Annotated in this window: 18 protein-coding genes, 2 tRNA genes and 1 pseudogene; 10 read left to right on the top strand and 11 right to left on the bottom strand. The window is 58.8% G+C overall.

Features of this window, described 5'->3' with window-relative positions; translation table 11 throughout:
* The first annotated feature begins 19 nt into the window (after window positions 1–19).
* The 8 genes from ONB25_09200 (at window position 20) to ONB25_09165 (ending at window position 5273) form a co-directional block, all read left to right on the top strand.
* Window positions 20–169: a DUF5679 domain-containing protein gene (locus ONB25_09200; GenBank protein MDZ7393052.1), complete on the top strand. Its 150-nt coding sequence runs from the start codon at window positions 20–22 to the stop codon at window positions 167–169.
* Window positions 170–850: 681 nt separating this feature from the next.
* Complete coding sequence (locus tag ONB25_09195) at window positions 851–1873, top strand: hypothetical protein (protein MDZ7393051.1); 1023 nt, start codon at window positions 851–853, stop codon at window positions 1871–1873.
* A gap of 229 nt (window positions 1874–2102) precedes the next feature.
* The gene (locus tag ONB25_09190) at window positions 2103–2744 is read left to right on the top strand and encodes an alpha/beta hydrolase (GenBank protein ID MDZ7393050.1); all 642 of its coding nucleotides are present in this window, start codon (window positions 2103–2105) and stop codon (window positions 2742–2744) included.
* Entirely contained in the window at window positions 2716–2982 is a 267-nt protein-coding gene (locus tag ONB25_09185) for an alpha/beta hydrolase (protein MDZ7393049.1), read from the top strand. The genes ONB25_09190 and ONB25_09185 overlap by 29 nt, the downstream gene beginning before the upstream one ends.
* A gap of 675 nt (window positions 2983–3657) precedes the next feature.
* Window positions 3658–4497 carry a hypothetical protein gene (locus tag ONB25_09180; protein MDZ7393048.1) on the top strand — a complete coding sequence of 280 codons (840 nt, stop codon included), beginning with the start codon at window positions 3658–3660 and terminating at the stop codon, window positions 4495–4497.
* A 324-nt stretch (window positions 4498–4821) separates the two neighbouring features.
* A complete protein-coding gene (locus ONB25_09175; GenBank protein MDZ7393047.1) occupies window positions 4822–5100 on the top strand; it encodes a DUF3098 domain-containing protein in 279 nt (92 codons plus the stop codon).
* A gap of 12 nt (window positions 5101–5112) precedes the next feature.
* Window positions 5113–5187, top strand: a tRNA-Val gene (locus ONB25_09170).
* Window positions 5188–5196: 9 nt separating this feature from the next.
* A tRNA-Asp gene (locus ONB25_09165) sits at window positions 5197–5273 on the top strand.
* Window positions 5274–5537: 264 nt separating this feature from the next.
* Here ONB25_09165 and ONB25_09160 read toward each other — a convergent pair.
* The 8 genes and pseudogenes from ONB25_09160 to ONB25_09125 form a co-directional block, all read right to left on the bottom strand.
* Window positions 5538–6044 (bottom strand): 3-isopropylmalate dehydratase small subunit, encoded by a 507-nt coding sequence (locus ONB25_09160; GenBank protein MDZ7393046.1) that lies wholly within the window; start codon window positions 6042–6044, stop codon window positions 5538–5540.
* Between the two features lie 18 nt (window positions 6045–6062).
* Window positions 6063–7316 carry a 3-isopropylmalate dehydratase large subunit gene (locus ONB25_09155; GenBank protein MDZ7393045.1) on the bottom strand — a complete coding sequence of 418 codons (1254 nt, stop codon included), beginning with the start codon at window positions 7314–7316 and terminating at the stop codon, window positions 6063–6065.
* 21 nt (window positions 7317–7337) lie between these two features.
* Complete coding sequence (locus tag ONB25_09150; protein ID MDZ7393044.1) at window positions 7338–7568, bottom strand: hypothetical protein; 231 nt, start codon at window positions 7566–7568, stop codon at window positions 7338–7340.
* Window positions 7569–7584: 16 nt separating this feature from the next.
* A complete protein-coding gene (locus ONB25_09145) occupies window positions 7585–8205 on the bottom strand; it encodes a hypothetical protein (GenBank protein ID MDZ7393043.1) in 621 nt (206 codons plus the stop codon).
* On the bottom strand, window positions 8202–9110 hold the full coding sequence (locus tag ONB25_09140) for a hypothetical protein (GenBank protein MDZ7393042.1): 909 nt from the start codon (window positions 9108–9110) through the stop codon (window positions 8202–8204). Before ONB25_09140 ends, ONB25_09145 begins: the two co-directional genes overlap by 4 nt.
* Before the next feature lie 58 nt (window positions 9111–9168).
* Window positions 9169–9945 (bottom strand): radical SAM protein, encoded by a 777-nt coding sequence (locus ONB25_09135; GenBank protein MDZ7393041.1) that lies wholly within the window; start codon window positions 9943–9945, stop codon window positions 9169–9171.
* Window positions 9946–10178: 233 nt separating this feature from the next.
* Window positions 10179–10451, bottom strand: a pseudogene (locus ONB25_09130) (GIY-YIG nuclease family protein).
* Window positions 10448–11959: an amino acid carrier protein gene (locus ONB25_09125; GenBank protein ID MDZ7393040.1), complete on the bottom strand. Its 1512-nt coding sequence runs from the start codon at window positions 11957–11959 to the stop codon at window positions 10448–10450. The pseudogene ONB25_09130 and the gene ONB25_09125 overlap by 4 nt, the downstream one beginning before the upstream one ends.
* A 169-nt stretch (window positions 11960–12128) precedes the next feature.
* Between ONB25_09125 and ONB25_09120 the strand changes: the two genes are divergently transcribed.
* Both ONB25_09120 and ONB25_09115 read left to right on the top strand, forming a co-directional pair.
* Window positions 12129–13115: a hypothetical protein gene (locus ONB25_09120; protein MDZ7393039.1), complete on the top strand. Its 987-nt coding sequence runs from the start codon at window positions 12129–12131 to the stop codon at window positions 13113–13115.
* Window positions 13045–14229, top strand: a complete 1185-nt coding sequence (locus ONB25_09115) for a DNA photolyase (protein ID MDZ7393038.1) — start codon at window positions 13045–13047, stop codon at window positions 14227–14229. Before ONB25_09120 ends, ONB25_09115 begins: the two co-directional genes overlap by 71 nt.
* A gap of 902 nt (window positions 14230–15131) precedes the next feature.
* On the opposite strand, the gene ONB25_09110 is transcribed toward ONB25_09115, so the two are convergent.
* From ONB25_09110 to ONB25_09100, 3 genes are read right to left on the bottom strand one after another with little or no spacing between them, the layout of a single operon-like run.
* Window positions 15132–16568 carry a sigma-54 dependent transcriptional regulator gene (locus ONB25_09110; protein ID MDZ7393037.1) on the bottom strand — a complete coding sequence of 479 codons (1437 nt, stop codon included), beginning with the start codon at window positions 16566–16568 and terminating at the stop codon, window positions 15132–15134.
* On the bottom strand, window positions 16565–18016 hold the full coding sequence (locus ONB25_09105) for an ATP-binding protein (protein ID MDZ7393036.1): 1452 nt from the start codon (window positions 18014–18016) through the stop codon (window positions 16565–16567). The genes ONB25_09110 and ONB25_09105 overlap by 4 nt, the downstream gene beginning before the upstream one ends.
* Window positions 18013–18936 (bottom strand): PhnD/SsuA/transferrin family substrate-binding protein, encoded by a 924-nt coding sequence (locus ONB25_09100; GenBank protein ID MDZ7393035.1) that lies wholly within the window; start codon window positions 18934–18936, stop codon window positions 18013–18015. The genes ONB25_09105 and ONB25_09100 overlap by 4 nt, the downstream gene beginning before the upstream one ends.
* Window positions 18937–18944 lie beyond the last annotated feature (8 nt).

Genomic DNA, 18944 nt, shown 5'->3' with positions numbered 1-18944 from the left:
CCGAAAGGAGGTGATCGCAGTGGCGGACAAGGCGTTTTGCGTCAAGTGCAGGAAGATGGTGGACATCGCCGACGCCAAGCGCGTGACGATGAAGAACGGTCGACCCGCACTGAAGGGGAAGTGCCCAGCGTGCGGTACCGGAGTCTACAAGATTCTGCCAACCAAGTAGTTCGAACCTCCCAGGGGCGTGGGCCTTTGGGCAGCTGACAAACAAAGCGATAAGCAGGGCGGATCCCACGGTCCGCCCTTTTGCGTGGTGGGATGCCCGGCATTATCTCGATGTAGGTTAGCACACTTCACCAAGAGCGTTCGCCTCAGCTGCAGATGCGCCCTGAAAGACTCCCCTCTCGCCAAGAGTGATGGCGGTCTCAGTATGGAAATCTCCCCTGGCCTTTTGATCCTCAAGTGACATTCCCTTGACATAATGCACTCTATTCGCTATATTTCCCTAGAATCGCAGTCTAAGAATCTCCGCAGGGGAAGCACCTTCGAGTACGGCGCCACTGATAAGCCGAAACTGTCTGACCGGGCACGCCATTTTCTTCGCGATTGAGACTTTGGGTGGAGTTCTCTTTGCAGGCAGACCCGAGCACGATCATCATCTACACTCCTGGTTCAGGCAAGGCTAGGCCGAAGATGAGAACTCCGGGGAGGGCCTCTTGTCTTGCGTCGGGGTTGGGCCACATCTCGTTCAGTCTCATCTAGGAGAGCCATTTGGTGCGCACCCTGCAAGAATTTTCGTTTTTGAAAAGCGACGGCGCATTCACATTACGTCACCAGACATGTCCCAGAGTACTCCAAAAGGCGCCGGGTCATGCTATGCTTGCACAAGCGAAAGGGAGGGAACGCCATGCCAATCGCACTCCAGCGTGACAGCCGCATGGTCAAGATGGTGAAAGAACCGTTCAAGGACGAAGGTGAATTGAAGGCATGCCTTGAGCGTTGTCCGTACCTTGTCCTGAAGGAATCGGAACCGGCCGTCGCCACGGTTCAAACGGAAGTTGCCCTTCCAGCGGCGGGCAGCCTTGATCTTCTCCTTGTGGACAAAGAGGGCCTACCTGTGGCTGTCGAGGTCAAACTCGCCCGCAATGCGCAATCCCGGCGGGAGGTTGTGGCTCAGGCGTTCGACTATGTCGCCGACCTGTCGAATTTGACCTTTGATGAACTCGACGAGATTGTTGACGGTGCCTTAGGCGTAGCGCTCCTGGAACTTGTCGGCGCGGAGCAGAGCACCCTCATCCGAAGGCAGTGCGCTACCAACCTTCGCGCTGGGCGCATTCGTCTTGTCATTGCGGTGGATTCGGCGCCTGAAGACCTCATCCGCATTGTCCGGTTTATCACTGAGCACAGCGACATTGACGTTCGCCTTGTCTGCATTAGCAAGTTCGACGACGGCAGAATACTCGTGCCACGGATTCTGGTGTCGCGGGCCAGTGACGTTGCTTCTCGAACCCTCCAGAAAAGGGAAAAGACTGAGCTCGACCCAGCCTTCTCTGCGGTGACCGACGCATATGACCGGATCGCGGATGAGGAATGGCGAACTCGCGGCCACGCAAGAAATTATCGTCAGGTCCGCGCAGACGAGTGGCCCGGAGGTCTCCATTACGAGTTCGTCAATCGTGCAGACGAGATCGGGGTTGAGCTCCATCTTGAATCTGATGCGGTCGCTTTGCTCGCACCGCACCTCGCGGCTCTGGATGGGCAGGAGCTCACATCGGGGCTCTTGCTGGAATGGGACCCTCGTTGGTGTCGAGGTCGCGGACGCCTCATGGCCAAGATTGCCAAGACGGAGAAGCCAGAGGTGGCAGTCAAAGCCATGCAGGCGCTCATGGCACGGACGCAGGCCCTTGTCGAAGAGCATGTGAAGAGATAGGAGTGTGCTTTGGTGGACTCCCAGGGCCAGGAGGATTGGGCATGCGCCTCAAAGGCTGCGGCAGGCACCGAGGGGAGCAGGGACCAGTGTCACCGGTGTGGGATGGGCCCGCGGCATGTCTGGGCGGAACGATTGCCGTTGACTGACGCACAACTGCTGGTGTCGGTTTGGCGAGTTCTCGTGCTGGTAGGACCACCAGGGCACCGGAGTCGGAAGGAGCTTGTGAACTGTGAGATTTCTAATCACGCTTGGCAGCTTACTACTGGTCGCTGTCATCCCGAGTTGTGCACAGGAGTTTGAACAGAGAAGTTTCGTCGTCGAGGTCCAAGGTTCTGGCCCGCCCATGATTCTCGTGCCCGGGCTGACTTCGCCTGGACAGGTGTGGGCGCGTACGGTGGAGCACTACAAGGACCGCTATACCCTGCACGTAGTGACGCTCGCGGGCTTCGCAGGGATCCCGCCCATCCCGGAACCTTCGACCACGCGTGTGCGCGATGATTTGATCCACTACATCGACAGCCACAAGCTTAGACGCGTCATTGTTGTGGGACACAGTTTGGGCGGGTTTATCGCCTACCGAGTTGCTGCTGCGGCTCCGGATCGCGTTGCCGCAGTGGTCTCCGTGGAAGGAGCGACGTATCTTCCTGCCCTGTTCGACCCCGGCGCCACCCCGGACGTGTGGACGCCCCGCGCGGAGGCGATGCGGCGCTCCATCAGCGCTGCGACTCCGGAGAGTTTCCGGCAACAGAGTGACGCCCAGTTGCGTGTGCAGGTCTCCGACTCCCCTGGCGTGGTTGGCGCCGGTGGCGGCTCAATCAGACCCCCAGACAACGGCACAGTTCATGTACGAGCTCTACACCACGGACATTAGGCAGGAGGTGCAGAAAATCACTGCGCCTGTCCTCCTTGTGGTTGGAACAGCCGCCGTCCCACCCGTGTGGCGGGAGGCGTACCTGGCCGCAGCGCGGAAGCAAGTCGAGACCATCCCTAAGGTGGAGATGCAAGAAGTGCCAGGTGCCCGTCATTTCGTCCAGCTTGACGATCCCGCAACTCTACATAAGATCATGGACGACTTTCTGGCTCGGGCGATAACCGAGAGGAACCGCTGAAGAGACTCCAGCGTCCTCGCCATTGTGTCAAGGGAACAGAACGAAGGACGATCGATCAAGCTTGTCCTTCTTGCAGTGATGCTACCGGGGGGTGCGCGACAAGCAAATCAGCCGACTACTGTTGCAGGTTTTGGCGACCCCTACCTGCAGCCATCGTTGAAAAAAGCGGTGGAAGCCACTCCAGATCGGCACAGATTTGCAGTGCACGAAGGTGCTCGGGTCGCAGTGACATCCGACGGGATGAGTCCTCATCTGGTGTAGACTCGATTTTGCCAAGGCGCAACTTTGCCTGGTTGTCCTTACCCTTCACAGGCATGCGAGCTGGGCCTTCGACGAACTCTCTGGCAACCATGTGCCGAGCAGCGTGGCTATGGTGTCATTGCCCTGTAATGGTCGTGTAGCACTGGTGAAGTCATATGGCTACCATTTCCCATGCTGGAGGCCGGGCAAATGATCTTCCACCCAATGTTGACATCCTCAACGGACGGTGTGGGCAGCAACCGTGCAAAGAGGTGCACTGAGTGATGTAATGCGGCGAACAGCATTGCATGTGCTTGATAAACTGAACGGCGGGCAGGAAGACAGAGTGGGCCAACAGGGCGGCTCAAAGGGTGGTCGGCGAGCTCGCCGAACGTGGTCGCCACTCACAAAGATGGACACTCTTGCGTGCTTCTGATGAAAATCATCTTCAGCCGCAAAGGATTTGATTCCTCGGCGGGCGGCATACCGAGTCCCATCATGCCAGATGGGACGATGTTCTCCCTGCCCATCCCCAGGCCTTCTCGCACAGCATACCAGGACCTTGCCGTTGAGGGTCATTCCCTCGGTAAGGTGGTCGAAGACCTCAGCAAAGGGAGGATCCGGCGCAGCGACACCTGCCACCTTGATCCTGACCTGCGTGAAGACATGTTGCCAAGGATGCGCGGATGGAGGCCGGTATTCGGCCAGAGGGGCGCTCCGGCGAGACACCTGAGCCGGCACGGGATTTCCCCCGGTGACATCTTTCTTTTCTTCGGATGGTTCCGACGTGTGGAGGTTGAGTACGGCAGTTACCGCTACGTTCCTGGTGCGCCACATCTGCATGTCCTTTTCGGGTGGCTCCAGGTGGGCGAAGTGTATAGGCAACAGGATATGCCCCCACCATGGGCGAGATACCACCCGCATTTCCAAGAAACGAGCGGGGTTGACAATGTCGTCTTCATCTCCAGCCAAGTCCTGCACCTTGGCCGGCACAGTACCGGGCTCCCGGGAGCAGGTTTCTTCCGGCGATATGACCAGCGACTATGCCTCAGTGCACAGGGCTGTGCGCGTTCGTACTGGAGTCTTCCTGCGTGGTTGTATCCTGCACAGGGGAGGGAAGCTCTCTCTTTCCACGGGAATCGGTCCCGCTGGAGTTTGCAGGGGGACCGCGTGATTCTTCGCACAGCCGCCCGCGGCCAACAGTTCGTTCTGGACGCGGGTCAATACCCGGAAGTGCTGCCCTGGATTACCACGCTAATTAAAGCTGCCGGATAAGCAGTTCCCCGAATCTAGGCAAAAGGTCAAAGGGATCCCTCCACGGATCAGTCCGCAAAATGCGCCAAGGCAAGAACTCTGTCAGTCGAACTTTGACCTCCAAGCGCTCGCGGAGAGTTGGTCGGACACTGCTGGGCAGACGAAGGTGAGAGTCGGGTTTTGGTCGAAGCCACCGAGGCAGGGGGCTCAAAAGACCAAGCCGTCCTTTCTACGTCCTAGTGGAGGCAATAACGCGTACAAAAGTGGAGCTCTGAACTCATAGCGTGCCTACCGGCTTTTTGCGCTTGACAATGAGCATATTTTTCTGTATATTTGACCCCGGCGATGAAAAAGGACAAGGACACGAAGAAGCACACGGCGCAGGCACGACGCCAGGGAATTGCCCTGACGAAGACTAACTATGTCCTGGCCGCCATCGGGCTGGTGGTTATCGTGGTGGGCTATATCTGCTTGGCGCAGCCGCCGGTGAACGGTTTCTTGACCATGACCGTGGCGCCGATCTTGTTGGTAGCGGGTTATTGCGTTATCATGCCCCTTGCGATACTGTGGAGAGGCAAAAAGCCAGGGGATCAACGTACGGGAATGACTTCGTCGCCCTCTTGATACATGGGAGACGGGCGGTTAGCTCAGGTGGTTCAGAGCGCCTGCCTTACAAGCAGGAGGTCACTGGTTCGAGTCCAGTATCGCCCACGAAGGATAGGGGTCGTGGTGCAGCTGGTTAGCACACTGGCCTGTCAAGCCAGAGGTCGCGGGTTCGAGTCCCGTCGGCCCCGCCAAGAGACACAGCGGCGCGATTCAGTCCCCTTGTGGGCGTACGCTTTGTTGTATCCACCTCTCATCCACACAGTTGCAAGGTACACGGGGCGCTGATTCGCGCTTTTTTACCTCCTTTCTTTGCTCCCCTTCCGATCCACATGGCTCTCATTCGTGTCGCAGGCTCCCTTCACCTCTCGTGTCCATTTGTCACTCCACACGTGCTGAGTGCCCAGTGAAGGAGCCCCCACACGTCGTTCTGCCGCAGGGCAGCTCAATGCGCCTACTCAGGGGGTCTGCTCGATGCCGAGCCGTTTGCGCGTAAAGGGGATCAGACCGCCGGCCTGGAAGATGCCAATAACCTCTGGAGGCAGAGGAGGAAACCGGAATGAGGCCTTGCCGACGCGCAGCGTGCCTTGTTCCAGGTCAATTTCCACCGTTTGCCCGTGCTCGATGGCCTCGACCGCCTCCGGACACTGAATCACGGGGAGCCCGGCATTGATGCAGTTACGGAAGTAGAGGCGCGAGAAGGACTTTGCGACTACGGCGCCCACGCCGGCGTACTTCAGGCAGAAGGCGGCCTGCTCACGTGAGCTGCCGCACCCAAAGTTCTTTCCCCCGACCACCACATCGCCGGGCTGGACCTCTCGGGCAAACCGCGGGTCCAGGTCCTCCATAGCCACCTTTGCCATCTCCGCAGGGTCGGTCACTGTGTAGGTATACTTGCCGGGGAAAATGACGTCGGTATTGACATCGTCGCCATACTTCCACGCTTTTCCTTTGATGGTACTCATAGAACCATGCTCCCGAGGTTACATGAGCTCGCGAAAGTCGGTAATGACGCCGGTGAGGGCGGTGGCCGCTGCCGTGAGGGGACTAGCAAGGTAGATTTCGGCGTCTTTGCACCCGAAGCGCCCTTTGAAGTTGCGGTTGGAAGTGCTCAACGTCACTTCGCCTGGGGCGAGTATCCCCTCATGGTTGCCCATGCAGGGCCCGCACCCAGGGTTCACGAGCACTGCCCCAGCCTCCACCAGGTCTGCGATGTAGCCTGCCGCCAGGGCCTCTTTAAGCACTTGCTGCGAGGCGGGAATTACTACCATGCGCGTGGAGGGATGGATGCGCCTGCCACGCAACAGGCGCGCCACCTCGGCAAAGTCCTCGAGCCTGCCGTTTGTGCACGAGCCGAAAAAAACCTGGTCCACTTTCACCCCCTTCACTTCGCGCACGGGCTTGACGTTATCCACCGTATGCGGGCAGGCCACCATCGGCTCCAGGTTGCTCACATCGAAGACGTGCTCCTCCTCGATGTGCGCATCCGGGTCGGATGTTACCACTTGAAATGGATGCCGCGCGCGGCCTTCCAGCCAGGATAGGGTGGTGTCGTCTGGCTCCACGTAGCCGATCTTGGCGCCCATCTCTACGGCCATGTTGGCCAGCACCATCCTTCCGGCGATGCTCATCTGTCGCACCACTGGTCCCGCGAACTCCACCGCCTTGTAAAGCGCCCCGTCGGCAGTCAACGTGCCGATAATGTGCAAAATGACATCTTTCGCGGAGATTCCCTCCGGCAGGGTGCCGGTGATGACCACGCGCATCGTCTCGGGGACCCGGAGCCAGATTTTGCCCGTGGCAAAAATGACCGCCATCTCGCTCCGGCCAATGCCTGTGGCAAACGCACCAAAGGCGCCGTATGTGGTGGAGTGTGAGTCGCTGCCGACGATCAGCTCCCCGGGGAGGGCAAACCCCTCCTCCGGCAGCACCTGGTGGCAAATGCCCCGATGGATGTCGTAGAAGTGTTCTATGCCTTGTTTCGCCACGAACTCACGCACCTCTTTGTGATTCTGGGCGAACTTTTCATTGGCTGCAGGCACACAGTGGTCGAGGATGACCACATGCATGTCGGGATTGAAGACTTTGTCCACGCCGATACTGTAAAAGGTCTTGGCAATGGCTGCGGTGTTATCGTGGCTCATGGCGACATCGGGACTTACTTCCACGATCTCGCCGGCCTCTACCTCCTTGCCGGCCTTCTTGCTAAGAATCTTCTCTGCAAAGGTCTTACCCATGTACCTCCTCTCCTTCCTTCCTCAACTCGTCTCCTCTTGCCAGGCTTGGCGCAGCCGGGCGAGAAACACTGCTCGCCGGTCCGTGCTGCCGCGCAGCTCTTCCTTGAGCTTTTTCCACGCGCTCGGACAGCTCTTGTAGGGCACACCGACCAGCTTGTGCAACAGTTGGTCCACCTGACGTTTGTTCGCGGCGTCGACCTTGATTCCGGCCTCCGCCAGCTCATTGCTGAGGTGTCGCAGGTAACAGGACATCTGTTCCTCCGCTGCTTTAGTCTGACGCCGGGAATGCCTCCCAAGCGCCTTTTAGCTCAAGAGGTAGGCCGTGTTCCAAGGCCCTCCTGGTGAGCACGCGGTACGCCGGCTTGTGGGTGCGCCGGTACTGCTCTGAATGGTGAAGAGGAACAGGACCATGCTGTCGAATAAGCTCGTCCAAGACTTCAACGTCAGCCTCTGAAAAGGGCAGTTCCCCGGCGCGTACGGCGGCGCGGAACTCGGACCACAAGGAGTGCAAAAGCTCTGGGTTGTCAACCATGCTCCTTGCAGTTTCTACAATGGCTTCCCATAGAGGGTGGATGGAGGGGCACCGCGCCTTGTACGGACGGAGGTTCAAACGTACCACGGTCCAATCCGGTGCGAGAGGCTCAACCAAGGGTTCTCCGATGGCGGGGGATAACTGCTCAAATTCCCGCTGGAGGCTGCGTAACGCTCCTTCTGGGTCGGCCAGGAGGTGCTTGGGGCCAAAAGCCGCCTGGTAGAACATCTTGTAGACATCCTGGACGCCAAGAGCCGAGTAGTGCACAAGGTGCCAGCGTACCAACTGGTGTAGGGACAGCCCCGCCAGTTTAGCATCCGCAGGGATGTTTGTGGTCAATTTCTTTGTGGTGGTCATGGCAGCCCTTGGCATGTTGGGCACAGGATGGCGCGCCGTCGCCCGCAAAGGGCACGGGCCAGTGAGGTGCCGCACACAGGGCATGTGCGGCGGTGTTCACCCCACCCTACGGGCTCGAACGTGCCTTTTCGCCCCTCAAGGTCCAAAAACCCTGTGGCGGCTGAGCCACCTCGCTGCAGCACTTGGCGGAGCACGGTGCATATGGCCTCAAAGAGCCCGCGCGCTTGCTGCGGGGTGAGGCGTCCGGATGGCGTGCAGGGGTGCAGTCTGGCCCGAAGAAGGATCTCGTCGGCAAGCCAAGCGTCAAGCCCCGCGATCTTGCGTTGGTCGAGAAGCAGGGAACGGAGCGGGCGGCTCCGGGCTCGCGCCAGAGTAGCATTGAGAGCCTGTAGGCTAAACTCTGCGGACAGCACATCTGGGCCCAGCTTCTTGACGGCGGGCAGAACCGGGAACCGCTGCGCAGGCACCAAGGCAACAGCTTCGGTCATCGGCAGTGCGGCCAACAGGGTTCTGCCGTGTGCAAAATGCACCCGGAGGAGGTGTTCGTCTCCGCCGTCACTCGCCTCCTCACGCCAGGCCAGAGCGCCCCCTTGAGCCAAGGCGAGCACGAGCGAAAGGCCAGTATCCAGATCCAATGCGAGCCAGGTGGCGATGCGTCGGACGCCGGCTCCACGTGAACCTTGCAGCAGGGCTTCAGGTCGGGGTGGAAGATGCTTCAGAAATCGCTCCGGCACATGGATGGTGGCCACCGTCTTGCCCAAGATCCGGCGTTGCAGCTGGTCGCGCAGGATTTCCACCTCTGGCGCCGAAAGGCTCTGAGGGCGGGTGTTCAGGGCAACTACGGCCCGCTCACCTCCTCCCATCGTTTGTGATTTGTCTATGGCAATGAGCGCCCCAGTCTTCAACTTGTGCTCCTGGCACTTGCGATGCTCGACACGGAGTCAAGGTCCGTATTCGGCCCTCTCACCAAACCCCAACCCCGGAAAGGGCCTCTTGTACCTCAGCAAAATACTCCTCAGAAAGAAACCGCATCAGCCCGTGACGGCGGTAGATCGACACCACCTTGTGGGCGTAGTTCATCCTGTCCACCAGTACTTCATCCACCAGCCCTTGGAGCAGGCTTGCCAGCCGATGAGGGTTCATGGGCAACGCCGGCCCCACGAAGGCATAGGTGGTCAGGCCAGCCTTCTTGAGCCTGCTGAGAGCGTTAAGACGCGCAACAATGTTTGGAGCGCGCGGCTCGAACAGCCTGCGCACCTGCTCATGCTCGTCATCGGTCGTGATGGTGAGCCCCACCTCGCATTCTTCGATGGAGCGTAGCACGTCGATGTCGCGGGTGACCAAAGGGGACTTGGTGAGGATGGACACCTGAAAGGGCCACCGCGCAAGGATCTCGAGGCAGGCGCGAGTAAGGCGGTAGCGCGCCTCCAGGGGCTGGTATGGGTCGGTCACGGTGCTCAGAGATACCACCCCCGGCTTGGTACGTTCCAGCTCCTTGGCCAATTTCTGCGGAGCATTTACGCGCACGTCCACAAAGGTGCCCCAGGCCTCGCTGTGCCCGGTGAAGCGACGCATAAAATCCGCGTAGCAGTAGCGGCAGCCATGCGCGCATCCCACGTAGGGGTTCAGTGCATAATCGATGCCCGGGATGCGCGATGGGGTCAGCGCTGATTTGCAGCAGAGCTCCCGCACCGCGATGGGTGAAGGCGTCAGAATTCTGGGCCTCCCTCCGGCTGTCATGTTTCTTCCTCAGGTGGCTTGGGGTGCTTCTGCTTCCGGGAGTACTTCCGCCGATCTCTGTGCACCACCGTAGGCTTTGGCGTCGGTTTCCGGAGCGACTTGTATAGCTCGTCCAGGTCAATGCGGGTCGGAGTCGTCTTCTTGCTCTTGCCGCCGGCGAGGTTTATGGCGCAGTCCTGCCCGCCGGCGTTCTGCAAGACATTGGCGCCCGCGGTGCACGGTGCCGCTTGGTTGGCGATGAGTGCCTCCTTCGCTGCCCGGGAAAGGCGCTTGATTGCTTGCTCTCGTTTCCGTGCTTGTCGCAATGTGGCGTATTCCTCTAAAAAGACCAATACCACAGGCCTGCGCGTGCGCGTATAGCGTGCTCCTCCCGGCAATTCACCATTGTGGCGGCGCAGGCGCGCCTGGAGGTCCTTGGTACAGCCGGTGTAGAAGGAGCCATCGCTGCACCGCACAATGTACACATAGTGCCGGAGGGTGGGAGGATTTTGTCCTTGCCGGCTCAGCGCTCCATCTGCTCCAAAAAATGGTATTTTGTCACCTTTGCCACCACGCCGGACAGCAGAAGCAGGCCAATCAAATTAGGGAACGCCATAATCGCATTGGCCGTATCGCCCACGTACCAGACGATGTTCAAGTATTTGCCGGTCATGAGGGCCCCAAGGAAGAGGAGCACGATGTACACGAGCCTATAGGGGGTAGTAGACTTGAGGCCCCAGATGTACTCGATGCACTGCTCACCGTAGTAGGCCCAGCCGATGAGCGTGGTGTAGCCAAAGAGAAACGAGCCGAGGGCGACAATCCATCCACCGAAGGGGATGACCGAATTGAAGGCGGTAGTGGTGAGGGCGGTGCTGGACAGCCCGCCGTTGGCCAGATCGTAGCCGATGCGCCCGGCCAGCTCCCTGGCGGTGTGGGGCAGCGCAGCAACCAGGTCTGGCGTCAAACGCGTGCCCTCACGCAGGAGCTCCACCCCTGCAGCTGGCGTGAGCATCCACACGCCGGTGACCACGATCGTCAGGGTGGTCAGGGTGTTGACCAACAAGGTGTCGATGAACACGCCCGTCATGGCGACCAAGCCGTTGTAGGTTGGGTCAGGGGACTTGGCCGCAGCCTGGGCGATGGCCGCAGACCCCAAACCTGCCTCGTTGGACAGGACACCGCGCCGCACACCGAGGCTGATCGCTTTCTGCAGCGTGGTGCCGATCAATGCGCCCCCCGCTGCGCGGAGAGAGAAGGCCGAGCGGAATATGAGAGCGAAGGCATCATCGATGGCCGACGCTTTGGCAATCAGGATGATAGCCGCACCCGCCAGATAGAACAGAATCATCGTAGGCACCAGGCGTTCCGCCACTGCCCCGATGCGTTTGATGCCGCCCAGGATGACCAAGCCCACGAGAACGGTGATGACCACCGCGCTCACAAGTGTCGGCACATGGAACTGGGTCTTGAACGCCAGCGCCATCGAGTTGGACTGCATCATGTTGCCGGTGCCAAAGAGCGCCGTAAAGGCCCCGCAGACGGCGAACACCATGCCCAACACCTTCGCCAGTGGCTGCCACTTAATGCCATAGCGGCAGTAGTACATAGGCCCACCGGCCATGGAGCCATCTTCGGCGACCTTGCGGTACTTGACCCCCAGAAAGCCTTCTGCGTATTTCGTGGCCATCCCGAATAGAGCCGAGACCCACATCCAAAAGGGTGCACCGGGTCCGCCGGTGGCAATTGCCGTCGCCACGCCGGCGATGTTCCCATTACCAACCGTAGCTGCAAGGGCAGTCATCAGTGCCGCAAAAGGCGAGATGTCGCCCTGCTTGGCGTGGACGTCACTCTTTTTGGAGGCCCCACTCAGAGCGAACTTTAGCGATAAAAAGAACTTGCGTACCTGGATGCCGCGCGTCATCACCGTCAGCAGCACGCCGGTGCCCACCAAGAGCGCGATCATCCAGTTGCCCCACATAAAGTCCGCCAGGGTCTGCGAGCCGTGTAAGAGCCCTTCAAGAAAGGAGGTCATCCCGGAGTCCCTTTCGCAAGTGGATGCGCCGTTTTGTGACCTTTATGATAAGAAAAAATGCCGGCATTGTCAACACCTATTTGCGGTGCGCCGCTTTTCTCCTTGAATTTGATGAGGCGTTGTCGTAGACTTTATGGCAGGAGAGGTCAATCGAGGAGGAACCAAGGCGATGGATGCGGCCTGTCGCATCGAGCGCACGCTCCGAGAGGTGAGGTTGAGCGAAATTGACCTGGAGGACGGTTTCTACCGGGTGAGCTGGGGGCCTGCCCTTTCTGGACTCGCGATGTCGTTGGGCGAAATAGGGTTGGTGAATCCCCCGACGCTCCAACGTCGCGCAGATGGGATGTGGCGGATCGTATGCGGATTTCGTCGCTGCGAGCTGCTTGCGCGGCTGGGCTGCCAGCAGGTGCAGGCCTGGTGTGTCGACAAAAATGCTCCGCCCTTAGCGCTCTTTGTACAAGCGCTTTGCGACAACGTGGGCGGCCGTGTGCTGAATGCCGTGGAGTGTGCGACGGCTCTGGCGAAATTGCACGCGCAGTTCGGCGTGGGACAAGAGGAGATCGTCCAGCGTTACCTGCCCCTGCTCGGTCTTCCCCGCAGCACTGAGGTCTTTCAACGCTATGTAGCAATGGCCCGATTGGGCGAGCCGATGCGGCGGTGGTTGGCTGAAGATCGCCTCTCTCATGAGGTGGCCGTGCGGCTTGCGGCAAAGCCGGAAGGGGAGGCCAACGCTATTTTCCATGTGATATCGGAGTTGCGCCTGGGCAAGAACCAGCAACGCATCCTGCTGCGTCTGCTGGAGGACCTGGCCCGTCAGCGGTCGTGCACTATGGAGGCGATCGTGACTTCTCCGGAGTCGAAGGGGGTTCTCCAGTCCGCAGACTTGACCCCAACACAAAGGGCAGAGCGCTTGTTCGCGTGGCTGCGGGCGCAACGCTTCCCGCACCTGGCTGCAGCGGAGAGGAAGGCACAGGAGCTGGTGAGGCAAATGAATCTCCCTCCAAATGTGCGTATGACACCTCCCCCTCATTTTGAGGGTGAAGACTGGCAGTGCACCATGCACTTCAGTTCTGTGGAGGCTCTCCGTGAGGCTGCACGCAAATTGGCGCAAGTGGCCGAGTGCCCAGTCCTGCAGGAAGCGCTCGCTCTTCCGTGACGCTGCAGAGGAAGTGCGCACCGTGGAGCATCGACCGTTCATCCCACATACAATCCTCATAGAAGCAGCCGTCGAGCACGCTCCATTGACGCGGCGTGTGCTGGAACGGCTGCCGCAGGCCTCAAGGGTCGTGGTCCCGGAGGCCAGGCCTCTTTTGGAGCCTGAAGGTGGGCAACATGGGCAAGGTCTCCTTGTGCTGGCGGAGCAGCGCGGGCGTTTTCTTAAGCCGTGCCCCGGCACGAAAGATTACATCTGCTGCGGCTACCTTAACCTGAACGTGGCCACCGGGTGCACCATCGGCTGCGACTACTGCATTCTCCAGAGCTACTTAGGATGGCTCAACCTCACCGTCTTTGCAAACACCGAGCAACTCTGGCGTGAGCTCGATGAGTTCTTCACTGTGCAGAACCGCAAGGCGGTGCGCATTGGAACGGGGGAGCTGACAGATAGCCTGGTTTTCGAGCATCTGGTTGGATTGAATGAAGAGCTCATAAGGTATTTTGCCGACAAGAAGAACGCCCTATTGGAGCTCAAGACCAAGAGTGGTCAGGTGGAGGGTCTTCTTGCGCTCAACCACGGGCGGCGCACGGTGCTCTCCTGGTCGCTGAATAGTGAAGAGGTAGCATCTCTCCATGAACCCGGCAGTGCTCCCGTGGCCAGACGACTGGAAGCGGCGCGCCTGGCGCAAGAGGCCGGCTATCGCTTGGGTTTTCACTTCGACCCGCTCGTTTGGTACAAGGGGTGGCAAGAGGGCTACGCTGGAGTGGTCGATCAGGTCTTCTCAGTTATCCGGCCAAAGAACATCGCTTGGATAAGCCTGGGCGCATTGCGCTATCCGCCGGCTCTGGACGAACTGATCCGTGCCCGCCATCCACACTGCGATCTGCCTCTGGGTGAACTTCTCCCCGGCAGAGACGGGAAGTTCCGCTACTTCCGCCCACTGCGGGAAGAAATGTACCGTTTCGTGTACAACCGCATCAGGCGCTTGGCACCAGACGTGCTGGTTTACCTTTGCATGGAAAGCGACGTGGTCTGGCGCCGCGCTTTGGGCTGGTCACCTGGCAACAGTGCCGGGCTTGCGCGGCTGTTGGATGAACGTGTCTTCCTCCCCTAACTCCCCATTGGTCCAATAGCATAAGGATGCCTTTTCTTAAGATCTTCCTCATAGCCTATCCCCGGTGGACGAAAACATGGGAGCGGAGTGAGCGGGTCTTGAACTTATCGCGTTTTTGAAAGATCGGAAGTCGTTTTGGAAGAGGGCAGAGTCGGGGGACAAGGAGAAGAGTCTTTTGATCCCTGTCGCTTGCTTCGCATGGATGGCGACTAATTGCGGGCAGAAGAGAGTGGAGGGTAGCCGAGTCGACCGCGAGACCCGCACTGGCGGTGTGGGGGAAGAGTGGGAAGGTCTGCCGTTGTTCCACAGTGAGCGGTTGAGGCTCCTGGCTGCGGTGGCGAATGACTCCACTCACCTGGACGTTGTGTTCCGCTTCCACGATGGACAGCTGGCGCGGCACATTCATTTTGCCGGCCTAACCCTATGGGTCGATCCGAAGTGCAAAGAAGAGAAAGAGCGCATCCGTCTTAGCGGACGCTTGGGCCGAGGTCCTCTTGGCAAGATGTCGGAGCGGCAGCCACGGCGGGACGTGAGTCGTGAAGGAGGAGCCACTGCTCAAAGAAATGCCCCTCGCGAAGTACCTGCTCTCGGAGTGTGGTTAATCCCCGGCTACCAAGCAGAGAGAGGGGAAGAGCAACCCCTTCATGGGCCCGCCCGATGGGGTGCAGACTCCAGGGCGGACCCAAGCGGTGGTAGGCTCTGGCACCTCACCGTGGAAGGAGATCTGTTTGGCAAACCGCTATCAGAGTTGACGGAATAAGCAGAGCCTGACTCGGCAACCTATCCCGGGGTCAAGGGACGTGGCCCAGCCTCCTGATGGGCCGCCATTCCTCGCCTCCATGGTCGACAACGTTCACCTTAGGGAGAAAGCGTCAAGTTCCTGGTGGGTTTCTTTTCTGTCTTTATGCTCGTGGCTTCCCGTGTGTCCTTCGGGAGTCGCCAACCTGGAGTATGGTGCGCCCCCTGTAGTGCTCGGCGGATGGGTTCATTGCCTTACGCACCCTTCCTATTTTGCACTGGAGCGTTGTGCGTGGGATCTTGAGTAGGCGAGCCGCGCGGCTTATGTTGTTGTCGCTGAGCCGGAGGGCTTTGCTGATCAGTTGGTTCTCCTGCTCCCTTAAGAACTCTTTAAGGGATGGAAACTCCTGGGGCCCTTCCAGTTGGGAAATTGAGCTCTCCGCTGGGGGCTCCGCGGGTGTGGTATGAGCAAGCTCTAGGAAGTCTACCCCCACAGGCAGAGCCAACATCCGTTGTACCACGTTCTCCAATTCGCGCACATTGCCAGGCCAGTCGTGGGTCATCAACTGCTTAAGCTGGGCAGGGGCGAGGGTGAGTTCTCGTTTGCCCTGACCGTACTTCTTGGCAAAGTGATCGATGAGAAGAGGAATGTCCTCTCGATGATCGCGTAGTGGCGGCATGGTGACGGTGATGACGTTAAGGCGATAGAAGAGGTCCTCGCGGAAGGAGCCGGCTTCCACCAACCCCCTGAGATCGGTCTTGCTTGCGCACACCAGTCTAAAGTCCACAGGAACAGGATGATCTCCGCCGAGGCGTTGGACCTCTCGCTCCTGCAGCACGCGAAGAAGCTTTACCTGCAGGCGCAAGGGCAAGTCGTCTACGTCGTCAATGAAGAGCGTCCCACTGCGAGACCGCTCGATATAGCCAAGGTGGCGCCGTAGCGCGCCGGTAAAGGCGCCCTTTTCGTAACCAAACAGCTCGCTTTCCAGCAGACTCTCCGGTAGGGCTGCACAGTTGACGGCAATAAATGGTCCCTGGCGCCTTTCGCTGCAGCGATGCAGGAAACGTGCTGCGAGTTCCTTGCCGGTCCCGCTCTCCCCCTGGATAAGAACTGTGTAGTCAGTGGCGGCCACGGACTCAAGGATCTCTAACACTCGCCGCATTGGGGCTGAGTTACCGATAATCTCCCTCTCCTGATAGCTTTCCACCCACCTCTTCAGCTGGATGTTTTCGTGGAGCAGTTCATGGAATTGACGAATGTTCCTAAGCATGGTGAGAAGCTTGTCTGTTGAGAACGGCTTAGTCACATAATCGTACGCGCCAAGCTTGAGGGCCTCCACGGCCGTTTCCACCGTTCCATAGGCCGTGACGACGATGACGGCACAATCCTTGTGCTTTTCCTTCGCTGCCCTAAGAATCTCCAAGCCCGTCATGTCCGGCAAGCGAAGGTCTGTAATCACGGCCTGAAAGTGGTCTTCTTCTATCCATTCTAGTCCTTCGTGGCCTTTTTCGCACGCCACAACTTGATAGCCCGCGTTCTGGAGTGCGTCTCTCAGAGCAATTCGCGACACCTTCTCGTCTTCAACGAGCAGCACTTTCATTGCTTACCTCCGATCGGAAGAGTGACCCGGAAGGTAGAGCCAACCCCAACTTGACTACTCACCTGGATGCTGCCACCGTGGGCCTCGACGATTCCCAGGCTCACCGACAAGCCAAGCCCCGTACCCTTTCCCTCCGCTTTTGTGGTGAAAAACGGGTCAAAGATCTTGTCCAGGTGCTCCTCGGCGATACCAGAGCCAGTGTCTGAGATCACCATGTAGACATGTTCACTGTCGCCGCGGCTGGTGCTTATGCGGATCTCTCCGCCGTCTGGCATGCTGTCGTAACTGTTGATAAGCATGTTCATCACCACTTGCCCAATGAGCTGCGGGTCAGCGTAGATCGTGGGCAACGAAGGATCCAGCTGCTTCACGAGGGAAACCTTAGCCTTATCCACTCGGTATTCAAACAACGCGAGGGCCTTCTCGATTGTCTCATTCAGGTTCATCTCCGACCGTTCTTGGGCCCCCTGTCTGGAAAAGTTCAGCAGTTTTTCGACTACGCCGCTGATGCGTTCCACAGCTTCATCGGCAAGGGATAGGTATTTTCCCATGTCTTCTGACTGGCCCCTCTGGTGCCTCATCGCAAACAGGCAGCTCTTCAGGCCATGGAGGGGGTTGTTGATCTCGTGCGCCACGCCTGCCGCTAGCCGCCCTATGGACGCTAGCTTTTCCGCTTGATAGAGTTGCCGCTGCGCGTCCAAGAGTTGTCTGCGTGACTGGGCTAAACGGCTTTTCAACATCTCAAAGTTTTGCACTAGCATTCCCACTTCGTCCTCTCCGGGAGTAAGTGGTGAGGGTTCGATCCGTTCCAGGTCCAACCGGCCCATCTCCGCCACAAGGTGGCGCAAAGAGCGTGTGAGGCGATCCACAATTAGGTAAGTGGCGGCCAGGAGGATGAGGACAAAGCAGAAACCTAGGCCATAGAAGAGGCAAAAGAGAACCCTCATTTGCTCCCTTGCGGGCTCAGCATCGAAGGCCATGCGCAACCAACCCCATTGCCTGTTGTGGATTCGGAGGAGAAGAGTGGTCTCGATGATCCACCCCAAGCTCCTTGATCGGTATATCCGCGCCACCGGCCCTTTGATCTGCGGGCGCAGCGGGGTGTCCCCAGAAGGGAGAGAATCATCCCACCGGCTGCAAAAAATGGGGACCCCCTGTTCGTCATAAAGCACCAGGTTCTTAATGTAAGGATTTCTGGAGAGAAACCTGTGGATGTGATTGGCCAAAAACTCGGCATCGCGCATTTGCCGATTTTCCTGGTAGATGATGGCATCCAAGAGAGAAGTGGAAAATGTCTGCGCCACGGCCAGGGCTCTTTCCCGGTGCGTGTTAAGGATAAGCGCCCGCCAACGCAGGAGGACGCTCACGAACACCACTGCTAGCATGACCGTAGTCAGCCCTCCCAGGAACAGGAGGATGCGCACTTTTAAGCTCTTACGGGGGTTCATAGGTCGTCCCCGGGCACTGTCAACAACGTATCTGCGTAGTCGTAGTCGTTGTCTTCCGCCACAGCAAAGCCATAAACGAACTCGGCATCCCAATTGCTGACCAATTGTTGATACTCCTGCTTGCGAGTGTCAACGCTCAACAATGCCTGGCGGATCGCCTGCACGAAGCTAGTGTCCAGGTCTTTGCGGACGATCAAAGGGGACCCAGGTATGGGAGGAGAAGCAAGCACGATTCGTATTCCCTTGTCCGAAAACTCCTCTGCGACCCGGTCTTTTACCACGCCGGCGTCGTATCGGCCACTTAGCACCTCGTATACAACGGTGTGGTGAAAATCAAAGTGCCGCACCTCGGCGAGGGCACTGCTTTGTACTCCGTGGCGTGGAAGCTCGGCGCGAAGTATCCAATTTGCAGAGAACGACATCGGCGACGGCACTGCAAGGCGCTTCGCCCGTAGATCCGTTACGCTCTGAATTGGACTGTCAGTGCGGGTGATAAGAACCGAACGAAAGCAAGGCTGATGCTGACGGTTCAGGGGCCGGAGGATACACCGTATGGGGTAGTGCCCTCTGGCCTTCAGGTACACAAAAGTACCCACAAAGGCTAACTGCACCTCGCCACGAACTAGCTGCTGGATCGTCTCTTCGTAAGAGTTGCTCAGTTTCAGGATGAAGAAGTATGGTGTGCGCTCGGTCAAATAGTCCACGATGGGCTGGTAGCCTTCGTAGATTAGGTTGGGAGCAAAGCGCGAAACAACGCCCACATAGACCGTGTCCTCTTTGCTGAGAGGGATTCCGGAGGCTGTTGTCGTATCGGGGGTGTTTGGGGGGGTGCTGATGTTCATAACGACCAGATAGAGCGCCAGCGAGATGCTACCCCAAAGAATGAGGCCGACCCCTGCGAAGAGAAGCCTACGCGTCATCGCGCCTC

It is taken from the genome of candidate division KSB1 bacterium (genome assembly GCA_034506335.1).
Classification (GTDB): domain Bacteria; phylum Zhuqueibacterota; class Zhuqueibacteria; order JANLFK01; family Oleimicrobiaceae; genus Oleimicrobium.
The sequence above is the reverse complement of the archived record's forward strand: the minus strand, read 5'-3'. Positions and strand labels throughout refer to the sequence as shown.

Coding starts and splice junctions, on each gene's coding strand:
- ONB25_09105 (MDZ7393036.1), bottom strand. CDS start 18,016: ATGAACCCCCGTAAGAGCTTAAAAGTGCGCATCCTCCTGTTCCTGGGA.
- ONB25_09100 (MDZ7393035.1), bottom strand. CDS start 18,936: ATGACGCGTAGGCTTCTCTTCGCAGGGGTCGGCCTCATTCTTTGGGGT.
- ONB25_09155 (MDZ7393045.1), bottom strand. CDS start 7,316: ATGGGTAAGACCTTTGCAGAGAAGATTCTTAGCAAGAAGGCCGGCAAG.
- ONB25_09185 (MDZ7393049.1), top strand. CDS start 2,716: ATGTACGAGCTCTACACCACGGACATTAGGCAGGAGGTGCAGAAAATC.
- ONB25_09195 (MDZ7393051.1), top strand. CDS start 851: ATGCCAATCGCACTCCAGCGTGACAGCCGCATGGTCAAGATGGTGAAA.
- ONB25_09180 (MDZ7393048.1), top strand. CDS start 3,658: ATGAAAATCATCTTCAGCCGCAAAGGATTTGATTCCTCGGCGGGCGGC.
- ONB25_09120 (MDZ7393039.1), top strand. CDS start 12,129: ATGGATGCGGCCTGTCGCATCGAGCGCACGCTCCGAGAGGTGAGGTTG.
- ONB25_09125 (MDZ7393040.1), bottom strand. CDS start 11,959: ATGACCTCCTTTCTTGAAGGGCTCTTACACGGCTCGCAGACCCTGGCG.
- ONB25_09135 (MDZ7393041.1), bottom strand. CDS start 9,945: ATGACAGCCGGAGGGAGGCCCAGAATTCTGACGCCTTCACCCATCGCG.
- ONB25_09150 (MDZ7393044.1), bottom strand. CDS start 7,568: ATGTCCTGTTACCTGCGACACCTCAGCAATGAGCTGGCGGAGGCCGGA.
- ONB25_09160 (MDZ7393046.1), bottom strand. CDS start 6,044: ATGAGTACCATCAAAGGAAAAGCGTGGAAGTATGGCGACGATGTCAAT.
- ONB25_09110 (MDZ7393037.1), bottom strand. CDS start 16,568: ATGAAAGTGCTGCTCGTTGAAGACGAGAAGGTGTCGCGAATTGCTCTG.
- ONB25_09175 (MDZ7393047.1), top strand. CDS start 4,822: ATGAAAAAGGACAAGGACACGAAGAAGCACACGGCGCAGGCACGACGC.
- ONB25_09145 (MDZ7393043.1), bottom strand. CDS start 8,205: ATGACCACCACAAAGAAATTGACCACAAACATCCCTGCGGATGCTAAA.